Source organism: Haloarcula sp. Atlit-7R (genome assembly GCF_003666065.1).
Lineage (GTDB): Archaea > Halobacteriota > Halobacteria > Halobacteriales > Haloarculaceae > Haloarcula > Haloarcula taiwanensis.
This window is the reverse complement of sequence record NZ_QXIK01000002.1, coordinates 163,098-175,203: the sequence shown is the minus strand read 5'-3', so window position 1 is coordinate 175,203 and position 12,106 is coordinate 163,098. Positions and strand designations below refer to the sequence as shown.

The following is a 12,106-nucleotide window of genomic DNA, read 5'->3' as shown; positions in this document are numbered from 1 at the left end:
GCATAGCCCGGTATGTCCGCCGCCGCATCGTTGGCGTCGAAGGGGAGCATGCTGCCGCTGCCCCTGTAGTGGGGCGGAAGACTCCACACCCTTATCAACGGCAGTCTCCAACGGCCGATATGGAAATCGTACCGGACACGAGCGTGGTCATCGACGGCCGCGTGTCCGACCAGGTGAAGGCTGATGCCGACCCTGACACGGATGTCGACGGCATGGGCTTTGCCGGCGCGACAGTCGTCGTTCCCGAAGCTGTCGTCGGCGAACTCGAAGCACAGGCGAACGACGGCCGCGAGACGGGCTGGGAGGGACTGGAAGAACTCCAGACGCTCGTCGACCTGGCCGAAGACGGCCTCATCGACGTGGAGTACGTCGGCCGGCGGCCCGACGCCATCGAGAAACGGGAGGCCGGAGAAGGGCAGATTGACGCGCTCATCCGGGACATCGCCGGTGACCGCGACGCGACGCTCGTGACCAGCGACGACGTACAGGCCGAGGTCGCCCGCGCGAAAGGGCTCGCCGTGGAGTTCGTCGAGCCGGTAAAGCGGACGGTCGACCGGCTCCAGATTGAGAACTTCTTCGACGAGGGGACGATGAGCGTCCACCTCAAGGTCGGCGTCCAGCCCTACGCCAAGAAGGGGTCTATCGGCGATATGCAGTACACGCCAATCCGCGACGACCCCGCGACAGAGAGCGAACTGCGAGAGTACGCCGCCGACATCGAGGAAAGCGCGCGCGCCTCGCCGGACGGCTTCCTCGAACTCGACGAGCCCGGCATGACAATCACGCAGTTCCGGGACTACCGCATCGCCATCGCGCGACCGCCCTTCTCGGACGCGCTCGAAATCACGGCTGTCCGGCCCATCGTCAAGACCGAACTCGACGACTACGAGTACGCCGACGAACTCCGTGACCGCTTCACCGAGCACCAGCGCGGCGTCCTCATCTCCGGGTCGCCCGGGGCGGGGAAGTCCACCTTCGCACAGGCGGTCGGCGAGTTCCTCGTCGACGCCGACTACGCGGTCAAGACGATGGAGAAACCGCGGGACCTCCAAGTCGGCCCGAACATCACCCAGTACACCGAACTCGGCGGGTCCATGGAGAAGACCGCCGACTCCCTGCTGATGGTCCGGCCGGACTACACCATCTACGACGAGGTCCGCAAGACCGACGACTTCGAGGTGTTCGCGGACATGCGCCTGGCCGGCGTCGGCATGGTCGGGGTCGTCCACGCCACCCGTGCCATCGACGCGCTCCAGCGGCTCATCGGCCGCGTCGAACTCGGGCTCATCCCGCAAATCGTCGACACCGTCGTCTACATCGAGGCCGGCGAGGTCCACACCGTCTACGACGTCTCGACCGAGGTCAAGGTCCCGCAGGGCCTGATGGAGGAGGACCTCGCGCGGCCGGTCATCATGGTCAAGGACTTCGAGACCGGTCGCCCCGAGTACGAGATATACACGTTCAACCGCCAGGTCGTCACGGTCCCGCTGAACGACGACGGGGACCAGCAGGACTCCGGCGTCGACCGCCTCGCCAAGCAGGAGGTCGAACGCGAGATACGCTCCATCGCGCGGGGCCACGTCGAGGTCGAACTGCGCGGGCCCAACACCGCCGTCGTCTGGGTCGAGGACGACGACATCTCGCAGGTCATCGGCAAGGGCGGCGGCCGCATCTCCGACGTGGAGAATCGCCTCGGCATCGACATCGACGTGCGGACCTTCGAGGAACGACCGTCCGGCCCCTCGGGCGGCCCACAGACCGAGTCCGGCGGCAAGCAGGGCGAAATCGTCCAGCCGGAAGTCACGTCCCGACACGTCATCGTCCCGCTCGACGGCCACGCCGGCGACACGGTCGAACTGCAGGCCGACGGCGAGTACCTCTTCACCGCGACGGTCTCCCGCAGCGGCGAGATTCAGGTCTCTCGCGGGTCGGGCATCGCCGAGGAACTAGAGCGAGCGATCGACCGCGGCAGCACGATTACCGTCGTGCCGTCGTAGAGGTCGGCGAGCGGACAGCATTCAACGGCGGGCCGAACCGCCGAAAACGACAGCTAAATTCCGCTGTAGCACCACAGTCAGTGTATGACCGACACAGTCGTCGGCAGGCTCGTGGACCAGGCGACGCTGGCCGACCGGGTCGAGCGCGGGGCCGCGCCCGACTGGGTCGCCGACCACTGGCGGACCTTCAGCGAGGGGCTGACCGGCGAGCGAAACGGCACGCCGTTCCCCTGTTTCTTCGGCGCGGAGTCGGTCCGGGACGGCGAGCCGCTGTACACGGCCGTCCCGTCGATGAGCGACCCCGACGCGCTGTTCGACCTCGGCCGGACGGTCCTGGAATATCTGGACACCTATCAGGACCACAGCGAGCGGGCCTCGCTGGTGACGTTCTTCCGACCGCCCGAGCGGCCACTGACGGAGGCCGAGTACCACGACCGCCTCTGGCATATCCTCCAGTTCCTGCACGTCCACGACCCGGAGCCCTGGCCTGAGGACATTCCGACCGACACCGACGACCCCTACTGGGAGTTTTGCTTCGGCGGCGAACCGATGTTCCCGACCTGCCGCGCGCCGTTTTACGACACGCGGAAGAGCCGCTACTGCCCGGTCGGCTTGGAGATTACGTTCCAGCCCCGGGCGCTGTTCGAGGACCTGAACGTCACCGCCGACACCGAGGCCGGCCAGCACGCCCGCGAGGTCATCCAGGGTCGCCTCGAAGAGTACGACGGCGTCTGCCCCCACGCCGACATCGGCGACTGGGGTGTCGAGGGCGACCGCGAGTGGCCCCAGTACATGCTGTCCTCGGACGAGGCCCAGGCCCCCGACGAATGTCCGATGACTGTGACGCGCGAGCATCCGAAATCGGAGTGGCTCGTCGAGACGCCCGCGCCGGAGCCGGCCGACTGATGGCGGCGCTCTCGCTCCCCGCGGACCCGGTACTCGTGCTGGTAGATTTCCAGCAGGGATTCGACGAGTCGCGGTGGGGTTCCCGAAACAACCCCGATGCCGAGGCGAACGCGGCGCGCCTGCTCACGGCGTGGCGCGAGCGCGACCTGCCCGTGGTTCACGTCCGCCACGATTCGACGGAGCCGGACTCGCCGCTCCGGCGGGGGGAGCCGGGCTTTGCGTTCAAATCGGAACTGGAACCAGAACCGGGCGAAGCGACGTTCGTGAAGCGCGTCAACGGCGCGTTCGTCGACACCGGGCTGGAGGCCTGGCTCCGCGAGCGCGGCCATGGGACCGTCGTCGTCTGCGGGCTGACGACCGACCACTGCGTCTCGACGACGGCGCGGATGGCCGAGAACCGCGGGTTCGACGTGGTCGTCGCGAGCGACGCGACGGCGACGTTCGGCCGCGCGCTCGACGGCGAGCGGTTCGACGCGCCGCTGGTCCACCGGACGGCGCTGGCGCAACTACGCGGTGAGTTCGCGGCCATTGCGACGACGGGCGACGTGGTCGCATCGCTGTAACTATAGTAGCCATTGAAAGTCAATGCACACCCGCACGACTGCAGTGCGATCGGTGTGTAAATCGGTTCAACTATAGCGCGTGGTCGCGTCGCGAAACAGCCAAGCGAGAAAGCGGTCAGTCCGAGACAGCGGCGTCCGCTTCCGCCGGTTGATCGGTGATTTCGTAGAGGTTCTGCCGCGCGTCAGCGAAGTACACGTCTTCTTCGATAACACCGACTTCGTCGAGTCGTTCCAGAGCGTAACGGACGGTCCGTGCCGAAAGCATCGACTCCTCGACGATGCCTTTCTGTGTCAGCGGGCCGTCGTACTCCAGAACCTTGTACACGAGCTTTGCGCTCGGCGGAAGGTCTGCGATGGCTTCCCCATCAGAGTCCGTCATTACCCGTAATCACAAGCGCCGGGCGCATAAAGATTGAGGAGTCAGTCTCGACGGCGCACGCATTCGCGGCCGCGTCACAGCCCTGAACCGCGCACCTTTTGGTTGCGGGTAGTGGAACGTGTGGTATGGCTACGGAAACGGCGGACGGAATGAGTTCCCATATGCGGGGGCTCACTGTCACGACGCTGACAGCCGTCGCTGGCATCGCCGCCGCGTTCGGTTCCAACGCATTAGCGACCGCGCCGAACGACCCACAAGGCGTGCTCGTCCTCGCGGTCGCTATCGCAGCACAGTTCCCGATTCTGCGGGTGATCGGCATCGACACGGACGACCTCTCGACGAAGGACGTGCTCTATATCGGCTTCATGACCTTCTCGCTGTGGTTCGTCTCGTGGGGCATTCTGCTGACGACGGGAGCGTAACGATGGCCGAGGACAGTATCGCCGTCGTCGACCTAGAGCGGTGCCAGCCCGACCGCTGTAACTACGAGTGCATGAACTACTGCCCGCCCAACCGCAGCGGGAAAGAGTGCATCGTCAAGCGCGAAGACGAGTACGAGGAGGACGAGCCCTTCGAGGGCCAGCCCGACCAGGTCCGCATCTCCGAGGAGATCTGTCTGGGCGAGTCCTGCGGTATCTGCGTGAACAAGTGTCCGTTCGACGCAATCGAGATCATCAATCTCCCACAGGAGCTGACCGACGACCCGGTCCACCGCTACGGGGAGAACGCCTTCGCACTGTACGGGCTCCCGAGCCCCGCCGAGGGACAGGTGACCGGGATTCTCGGCCCGAACGGCATCGGGAAGACCACCGCTGTGCGCATCCTCGCCGACGAGATGCAGCCCAACCTGGGCCGCTACGGCGAGGAGCCAAACTGGGACGAAATTCTCGACGAGTACCGCGGGACCGCCCTGCAGGAGTACCTCGAGCAGATGCGCGACGGCGACGTGACCGTCGCTCGCAAGCCCCAGTACGTCGACCGGATTCCGGACCAGTTCGACGGCAAGGCGCGGCAGCTACTCGACCAGACCGACGAGCGCGGCGAACTGGACTACCTCATCGAGCGGACCGGCATCGGGCCGGTCGTCGACAACCACATCGACGACCTCTCGGGTGGGGAACTTCAGCGCGTCGCGCTCGTCGCCACACTGGCGCGGGACGCCGACTTCTACTTCCTCGACGAGATCACGCCGTATCTGGACATCGGCCAGCGCATGACTGCCGCACGGCTCATCCGCGAACTCGCCGAGGAGGAGGACCGTTCGATGCTCGTCGTCGAGCACGACCTCGCCATCCTCGACCTGCTCGCGGACAACATCAACGTCGCCTACGGGACTCCCGGCGCGTTCGGTATCATCACACCGCCCAAATCGACGAAGAAGGGTATCAACGAGTACCTCTCGGGCTACCTCGAAAACGAGAATATGCGCGTCCGCCAGACGGAAATCGAGTTCGAGGAGCACGCGCCCCGGACGGCCTCGACCGGCGACGTGGTCATCGAGTACCCCGACCTCCAGAAGAGCTACGGCGACGGCGAGTTCTCGCTGGACGTAGAGGCCGGCACCATCCGCGAGAGCGAAGTCTTGGGCGTCGTCGGCCCGAACGGCATCGGGAAGTCGACGTTCGCCAAGATGCTCGCCGGCCGGCTGGAACCGACCGCGGGCGAAGTCGACACCAGCCTCGACATCGCTTACAAGCCCCAGTACATCGAAATTGACCAGCCGATGCGGGTCGACGCCTTCCTCGCGTCGATTACCGACGACTTCGGGAGCTCCTACTGGAACACCGAAATCGCACAACCGCTCCAGCTCGAGTCGGTGATGGAACAGCAACTCACCGACCTCTCGGGCGGGGAGCGCCAGCGGGTCGCCATCGCGGCCTGCCTCTCGAAGGACGCCGACCTCTACCTGCTGGACGAACCCTCGGCGCACCTGGACGTGGAACAGCGGGTCATGGCGACCTCCGCCATCCGCCGGTACGCCGAGAACCACGACGCGACGGCAATGGTCATCGACCACGATATCTACATGATCGACCTGCTGGCCGACCGCCTGCTCGTCTTCGACGGCGAACCGGCGAAAAGCGGCCACGCCGCGCCGCCACAGGGTATGCGCGAGGGGATGAACGAGTTCCTGCAGAACCTCGACATTACCTTCCGCCGGGACGAGCGGACCTCACGGCCCCGCATCAACAAGCCCGACTCGCAACTGGACCGCGAACAGAAGAACGCTGGCGAGTACTACTACGCCCCGTAGGCTCACGCAGTGACGGCGTCAGGCCGCCGGGTCGCTGTCACCGTCCGCCTCTGCCCCCGCGACTGCATCGTCTAGGCCGTCGGCGACCTCGTCCGGGTCGAACTCCTCATCCGGGTCGAGTTCGCGGTCGGATTGCTCGTCTGTCTGGGACTCAGTAACCGCTTCATCACCGGTGACCGCCACGAAGACCTCTCGCAGTTCTGCGACGCGCTCGGGGGACTGACTCTTGCTCATCGTGCATGTGTACAAGTACCACAGAAATGTAGCCGCTATACCGAATCAGTTTGGTATCCGTTCCCAGACTACAGGACGTTCCGCTGGCAGGAGCCACACAGCGAGACTTCCTTCACGTCGACCTGACGGACGGTGGGGGAGAAGTTCATCACGCAGCGCTTGTTATCGCAATGTTCCAGTCCGAGGGTGTGACCGACCTCGTGGACGACCTCTTTTCGAACCCGCTGTGAGAAGATTTCGCCGGCTGAGCGGTTCGAGAAGCCGCCGTCGGAGGAGGTCTGGAGCCGATACGTGGAGATGACGCTGCCGGAGCCACCGAGGTAAGCGAGTCCAAAAACGTAGTTTCGACGGCGGTAGAAGAGATCTTTCGGCGTGATCGCGATGTTTTTGCCCCCGGAGCCGACCCGGCGGGCGAGGTCGATAAACTCCTCTGCGCGGTACTGGTCGCGGTCCCCATCGTACGCGCCGGCGGGAATGGACTGTGGCTCGTGCATCGAGACCTCACAGTCGTAGACGGAGCGGAGTCCGTCCGAGGCCTCGCGTTTGACTTGGGCCGAGACCTCACCCACCGGCACGATGTCGACGTGCATGGGAACGCATATGCGCCCGCATCTCATAAATTGTACGACGTGCCCGACACTACCGGCTCGCTCGTTGACCGACTGGCGTCCGTCGATTCGGTCGTCGAGGTCGGCGTCGGAAACCACCCTGACATAGCTGGCCGACTGGTCGAGCGAGGCATCGACGTGACGGCGACGGATATCGTCGAGCGGGAGGTCCCCGACGGGGTCGCGTTTGTCGTCGACGACGTGCTTGACCCCGACCACGCGGTGTACGCAGGATGTGACATCGTCTTCGCCCGGAACCTCCCGCCGGAACTGCACCGGCCGACGCTGACGGTTGCCAACGCCGTCGGGGCGGCGTTCTGGTTCACGACGCTGGGCGGGGACCAGCCGACGGTTGCCGTCGAGCGCGAGCAACTCCCCGGCGGGGAGACGCTGTACCGGGCGAGAGATAGCAAGGCGCTTGAGTGAGGCCCGCTTTCGCTCGCTCATGCAAGTCGACGCGGTCGTCCTCGACATCGACGGCGTACTGGTGGACGTGGCCGACTCCTATCGGCGAGCCATCGTCGAATCCATCGACCGGGTGTACGGCGACACTATCGAGAAGTCCGCGGTCCAGCAGTTCAAAGACGCCGGCGGATTCAACAACGACTGGGAGCTGACCTATGCAGCCGCGCTGTTCGTTCTCGCCGGCCGCGAGTCTGCTGTCGCCGACATAGCAGCATTCACTGACGCTATCGCCGAGCGTGGCGGCGGCCGCGACGCGGCCGAAGCGGTGGTTCGTGACCTGCTGGATGACGCCGCAGAAGACCGGGTTTTCGACACTTGGGACCCCGAACAGCTCCGGGACGTGTTCCAGACGCTGTATCTCGGCACCGACCGCTACCGGGATATCGAGGGCGGCGAGCCGCCGTTCGACGCGCCGGGGTACATCCACGACGAACCGCTGCTGGTGGACGATGAGACGCTGTCGGCCCTGCAGGACCGCTTCGCCGTCGGCGTCGTCACCGGCCGGCCAGCCGCCGAAGCCGACATCGCGCTCGAACGGGTCGGCCTCGACCTGCCCGACGAGCACCGCTTCACCATGGACGACTGGGAGGAGGGCAAGCCCCACCCGGCCGCCCTGCGGACGCTCGCCGAGCGGTTCGACGCCGAACGGGTCGCTTTCGCCGGGGACACCCTCGACGACGTGGCGACGGCAGTCAACGCCGACGAAGCCGACGACGACCGCGTCTACTACGGTATCGGCGTCCTGACCGGAGGGCTGACCGGCGACGCCGGCCGCCAGACGTTCGCCAACAACGGCGCGAGCGCCGTCGTCGAGTCAGTCACCGACCTGCCCGAGCTTCTCGACGCGGCATAATCGAGAGGCGGGTCGCCAGCTATTACCCGACCAGCAGCAAACGGCAACGGTTTCACTGCCGGGACAGAGACCCCGGGTATGCGACGACTGCCGACGTTCGGCTGGGCGTTTCTGGTGAGCATCTGGGCCGGGCTCGTCGGGGGTGCAGTCATCCGCGAGCCGTCGGTCGACCTGGTGCCGCTGTACGCCGTTATCTGCCAGTTACTCGGTCTCGTTGCGGCCTACTGGACGATGCGTGAACACAGTCACATCCTCAAATCTGTGCATCGACCGGGCCGTGTCGGGATGTTCATCATCGTCCTGTTTTTCGTGATGGTCCCGCTCTCGACAGTCTTTGCCCTCGCGCTCGGTGACACGTCAGTTGCTGGCGTCGCGACTCAGTGGCTCAGCTATCTGGTTGGTCTCGGGAGCGCGCTGTATATTGCCTTCGCCGGGGGGTTCGATTGGGCCTGGGAGACCTACACCTGAGTGAACCTGTCACACAACGTTTATTCAGTGGTCGGCCTACGCCGTAGGTATGGACATCGCGTTGCTTGGCGGTACTGGAGACATCGGCCAAGGCCTCGCCCTCCGCTGGGCTGACGACACCAACCACACAATCATCATCGGCTCCCGGAAAGCACAGAAGGCAGCGAACAAGGCCGAGGAGTACGAGGCAGAGCTGGCCAGCCGCGGCCACGACGACCCGTCAATCGCCGGTCTGGTGAACGAGGAGGCCGCCGCCCGCGCCGACGTGGTCGTTGCCGCCGTCCCTGCATACCACCTTACGGATACCATCGACGCCGTCGCCGACGAACTCGACGACGCCACGCTCGTCGCCCCCGCGGTCGGGATGCAACGCGACGAGGACGGCTTCCACTACAACCGCCCCGGGGCCGGCAGCGTCACGCAACTGGCCGAAAACGCCGCCCCCGACGACACCGCCGTCGTCGGCGCGTTCCACAACCTCGCGGCCGGCCGGCTGGCCAACCTCGACGCCGACCTCGACTGGGACACCATCGTCGTCGGCGACGACACCGACGCCAAGGACACCGTCTGTGAACTCGCCGAGGGCATCGAGGGGATTCGCGCGCTGGACGGCGGCCCGCTCGCCAACGCCGCCGAAATCGAGGGGCTGACGCCGCTTCTGATCAACGTTGCCCGCCACAACGACGGCCTGCACGACCTCGGCGTGCGGTTCCAATAGTACCTTTTTACGTCACCCCCTCTCCTCGCGCGCTCACAGAGCGCGCTGCGGGGAGCGGGTTCGCAAAAATCTACGCTAAAAACGACCTTCTCGCTCCCGCTGGTCGCGAGAAGTGAAACCGCGCGCCGCCGGCGCGCGGTATACTTTACTCCACTCGCTCAGCTACCGCACCGGCGGCGCTACTACTAGTCCCGCTTCGGCGGCAGCCCTGCCCTTCCCCGACGCCAGCGACGAGACGCTGGCGCGGCCGCTATCGGGCGTGACGAACCGCAAAAACGACTGAATTACGCCGAAGCCTGCTGCAGCGCGTCGTCGATGTCGTCGGCCTGCGTGACGCCGACGAACCGCTCGACGATGCCGTCGTCGTTCTCGATGATGAGCGTCGGCAGCGAGCGTACCTGGTACTCGTTGGCGACGTCCTGTTCCTCGTCGACGTTTATCTTCTCGAACTCGACGTCCGTCCACTCCTCTTCGAGGTCCTCGAGTATCGGGTCCTGGGTCTTGCACGGGCCGCACCAGTCCGCGTAGAAGTCCTTCAGTGTAACCGTCATAGTACTCTGTTTTCGTTAGTCCGCGGTATCTGATAAGGGTTATCCATATGTACCGGCGGCGTGCACTCGCGGGCGACCCGAAAGGCTTAGTGTCGGTCACACACCACCGTGAAGTATGAGTGGCAGCGACGGCGGCGGACTGATGTCCAGCGCGGGACTGGTCCGATATTTCGACGCCGAAGACCAGAACACCATCCGTATCGATCCCCGAACCATCGTCGCGACCGGCGTCATGTTCGGGCTGTTGATGCTCGTGTTGAACGCGATGGTCGTGTAGGCGATTCCGCACTGTTTTCCTCCCTCCGCCACTGACTCGCGGGTATGCACTTCACGCAACGCGAACAGCAGGCGCTCCGCGAGGCCGGCGTCGACCAGGACACCATCGAAGCCGCCTCCGAGGCCGTCGTGGAAGCGACCGACGACGCGGCCGCGGCGCTGGAAGCCTTCTTCGACGGCCGCGAGACGGTGTACTCCGACATGGACCTCGCCCACAGCGCCAGCGAGGTGCAGGAACACGCCGTCGAGTACTGCGACCTGTTCACCCACGCCGACGACATCCGGGGCTACCTACGTTTTGACACCTGGGGCGTCCCGGTCGAGGGCGGGCGCGTCCTCAGCCACGAGAAGGTAGAGCTCTCGCTGGGGCCGACGGTCCACGACCGGGTCCGCTTTGCCGCCGACGAGGACGCGCTATGACCGTCAGGGTCAGGGGCATCTACGCGACGGCGCTGACCCGGGTCCTCCGCGACGACGGCCACGACATCGTCCAGGCCTCGGGCCCCATCGAGGAGCGCTTCGACGGCGAGTTCGCTGACGCGCGGGCGGCCGTGACCGTGACGACGACGGGCGACCAGCAGGGCGTCGGCGTCGTCGGCGACCGCGACGCCGCCGCGAGCGTCACCGACCGCCTGACTGCGGTGGGCCGGGACACCCTCCACTGGGACGCCCCGACGCCGGAGGGCGCGGTCTACGCTGGCACCGTGACCGAGACGCTCGGGAGCGGCGCTGTCGTCGACCTCGGCGACGGCGAGGGGTTTCTCCCGTACTCGTCTTCGGACGAGCGCGTCGAGACGGGCGATGCGCTCCGCGTGCAGGTCGTCGAAGCGAGCGCGCCCTGGACGGATGGTCGGCCGGTACTCGACACGACCGTCGCCGTTCGCGGCGACCTCCTCTCGCTCGTCCGGGGCGGGAGCGGCCCGTCGTCGGGGACCGGCGGCCCGGCGATGCTTGACGTAATCGCCGCGGACCCACGGGACGGCTGGGGCGTCTCCTGGGAAGCCGCGAGCGAGGACGCGAGCTTCGACGCGCTGGCCGACGCGCTCGACGCCGCCAACGACCGCGCGGCGGCCATCGACGCATCGCTCGACGGGGCCGACCCGCCCGCGGACTGCGCGCCGGCCCGGTACGACGGGGGGCTGGCGACGACGTGGCTGTGGTTCGGCCGCGAGAGCCGCTTCGCACTCGATGAGGCCCGCCGCGAGGTGACGGCGACGATGCCCGGCCACCACCGCGTGAAGGCCGGGGACCGCACCGCCAGCGCCGCCGTCGACTACGTCGAGGCGCTGTGTGACGACCCCGAGACCGGCGAGACGGACTTCCCCTTTGCCGTGACGGCCCGGCAGTTCGGCCCGCAGGTCGGCGGCTCGCTCTCGCTGGGCCACGGCAAGCCCGACGGCCGGCTCATTACGTTGGGCAACGGCGAGGTCCAGTCGGTCGACGACGACGGGACGGTGACCATCGAGCGGGAGATGAGCCCCGGCGGCACCTACGACGCCCTCGGCGTCCCGAAAGAGGCCGGCGACGTGGCCGAGACGAAAGTCAAGGAAGGGCGGTGGTGGTACCCGACGGTGTACCGCGACAGCGACGGCGAGAAGAAGGGGACCTACGTCAACGTCTGTACGCCCGTCGAGGTATTCCCCGACACCGCCCGCTACGTCGACCTCCACGTCGACGTGGTGAAACACGCCGACGGGACCGTCGAGCGGGTCGACGACGACGAACTCGACGCGGCGGTCGAGCGCGGCCAGGTCCCCGAAGACCTGGCCGAGCGCGCCCGGAGCGTCGCCGCCGCTGTCAAGAGCGCGCTGGAGTGAGTGAAGTCAGTCAGCGG

17 protein-coding genes are annotated in these 12,106 nt (G+C 66.3%); 13 read left to right on the top strand and 4 right to left on the bottom strand.

Annotated elements, in window-relative coordinates; translation table 11 throughout:
• Positions 1-119 precede the first annotated feature (119 nt).
• The 3 genes from D3D01_RS04905 to D3D01_RS04895 all read left to right on the top strand — a co-directional run bounded on the left by D3D01_RS04905 (position 120) and on the right by D3D01_RS04895 (position 3,466).
• Positions 120-1,997: a PINc/VapC family ATPase gene (locus D3D01_RS04905; protein WP_121511432.1), complete on the top strand. Its 1,878-nt coding sequence runs from the start codon at positions 120-122 to the stop codon at positions 1,995-1,997.
• A gap of 84 nt (positions 1,998-2,081) precedes the next feature.
• Entirely contained in the window at positions 2,082-2,903 is an 822-nt protein-coding gene (locus tag D3D01_RS04900; RefSeq protein WP_101350938.1) for a YqcI/YcgG family protein, read from the top strand.
• Positions 2,903-3,466 carry a cysteine hydrolase family protein gene (locus D3D01_RS04895; protein WP_121511431.1) on the top strand — a complete coding sequence of 188 codons (564 nt, stop codon included), beginning with the start codon at positions 2,903-2,905 and terminating at the stop codon, positions 3,464-3,466. Before D3D01_RS04900 ends, D3D01_RS04895 begins: the two co-directional genes overlap by 1 nt.
• A gap of 115 nt (positions 3,467-3,581) precedes the next feature.
• On the opposite strand, the gene D3D01_RS04890 is transcribed toward D3D01_RS04895, so the two are convergent.
• Positions 3,582-3,845 carry a MarR family transcriptional regulator gene (locus D3D01_RS04890; protein ID WP_101350940.1) on the bottom strand — a complete coding sequence of 88 codons (264 nt, stop codon included), beginning with the start codon at positions 3,843-3,845 and terminating at the stop codon, positions 3,582-3,584.
• A 125-nt stretch (positions 3,846-3,970) separates the two neighbouring features.
• Here D3D01_RS04890 and D3D01_RS04885 point away from each other — a divergent pair, with 125 nt between their 5' ends.
• Both D3D01_RS04885 and D3D01_RS04880 read left to right on the top strand, forming a co-directional pair.
• A complete protein-coding gene (locus tag D3D01_RS04885) occupies positions 3,971-4,267 on the top strand; it encodes a hypothetical protein (RefSeq protein ID WP_053967272.1) in 297 nt (98 codons plus the stop codon).
• A gap of 2 nt (positions 4,268-4,269) precedes the next feature.
• A complete protein-coding gene (locus D3D01_RS04880) occupies positions 4,270-6,099 on the top strand; it encodes a ribosome biogenesis/translation initiation ATPase RLI (RefSeq protein ID WP_101350941.1) in 1,830 nt (609 codons plus the stop codon).
• 18 nt (positions 6,100-6,117) lie between these two features.
• Here the strand turns inward: D3D01_RS04880 and D3D01_RS04875 are convergent, their stop codons facing one another.
• Both D3D01_RS04875 and D3D01_RS04870 read right to left on the bottom strand, forming a co-directional pair.
• On the bottom strand, positions 6,118-6,333 hold the full coding sequence (locus tag D3D01_RS04875; protein ID WP_121511430.1) for a hypothetical protein: 216 nt from the start codon (positions 6,331-6,333) through the stop codon (positions 6,118-6,120).
• A 68-nt stretch (positions 6,334-6,401) separates the two neighbouring features.
• Complete coding sequence (locus D3D01_RS04870) at positions 6,402-6,923, bottom strand: archaemetzincin family Zn-dependent metalloprotease (RefSeq protein ID WP_004514915.1); 522 nt, start codon at positions 6,921-6,923, stop codon at positions 6,402-6,404.
• A gap of 30 nt (positions 6,924-6,953) precedes the next feature.
• On the opposite strand from D3D01_RS04870, the gene D3D01_RS04865 reads away from it, so the two are divergent.
• From D3D01_RS04865 to D3D01_RS23645, 5 genes are all read left to right on the top strand, one after another.
• Entirely contained in the window at positions 6,954-7,367 is a 414-nt protein-coding gene (locus D3D01_RS04865; RefSeq protein ID WP_101350943.1) for a UPF0146 family protein, read from the top strand.
• Between the two features lie 19 nt (positions 7,368-7,386).
• Entirely contained in the window at positions 7,387-8,259 is an 873-nt protein-coding gene (locus tag D3D01_RS04860) for a TIGR01548 family HAD-type hydrolase (protein WP_121511429.1), read from the top strand.
• 78 nt (positions 8,260-8,337) lie between these two features.
• Positions 8,338-8,727, top strand: a complete 390-nt coding sequence (locus D3D01_RS04855; protein ID WP_101350945.1) for a hypothetical protein — start codon at positions 8,338-8,340, stop codon at positions 8,725-8,727.
• Positions 8,728-8,776: 49 nt separating this feature from the next.
• Positions 8,777-9,445: an NADPH-dependent F420 reductase gene (gene npdG, locus D3D01_RS04850; protein ID WP_101350946.1), complete on the top strand. Its 669-nt coding sequence runs from the start codon at positions 8,777-8,779 to the stop codon at positions 9,443-9,445.
• A gap of 112 nt (positions 9,446-9,557) precedes the next feature.
• Complete coding sequence (locus D3D01_RS23645) at positions 9,558-9,728, top strand: hypothetical protein (protein WP_158598757.1); 171 nt, start codon at positions 9,558-9,560, stop codon at positions 9,726-9,728.
• Between the two features lies 1 nt (position 9,729).
• Here D3D01_RS23645 and D3D01_RS04845 read toward each other — a convergent pair whose 3' ends face one another.
• Positions 9,730-9,996, bottom strand: coding sequence for a thioredoxin domain-containing protein (locus tag D3D01_RS04845; RefSeq protein ID WP_121511428.1), 267 nt, complete (start codon positions 9,994-9,996; stop codon positions 9,730-9,732).
• Between the two features lie 115 nt (positions 9,997-10,111).
• Here D3D01_RS04845 and D3D01_RS04840 point away from each other — a divergent pair, with 115 nt between their 5' ends.
• Genes D3D01_RS04840 through D3D01_RS04830 form a run of 3 tightly spaced genes read left to right on the top strand, consistent with a single transcriptional unit; the run spans position 10,112 to position 12,089 of the window.
• On the top strand, positions 10,112-10,273 hold the full coding sequence (locus D3D01_RS04840) for a preprotein translocase subunit Sec61beta (RefSeq protein ID WP_053967263.1): 162 nt from the start codon (positions 10,112-10,114) through the stop codon (positions 10,271-10,273).
• Positions 10,274-10,317: 44 nt separating this feature from the next.
• Positions 10,318-10,692: a hypothetical protein gene (locus D3D01_RS04835; protein WP_101350948.1), complete on the top strand. Its 375-nt coding sequence runs from the start codon at positions 10,318-10,320 to the stop codon at positions 10,690-10,692.
• Complete coding sequence (locus tag D3D01_RS04830; RefSeq protein WP_121511427.1) at positions 10,689-12,089, top strand: DUF402 domain-containing protein; 1,401 nt, start codon at positions 10,689-10,691, stop codon at positions 12,087-12,089. Before D3D01_RS04835 ends, D3D01_RS04830 begins: the two co-directional genes overlap by 4 nt.
• Positions 12,090-12,106: the final 17 nt, after the last annotated feature.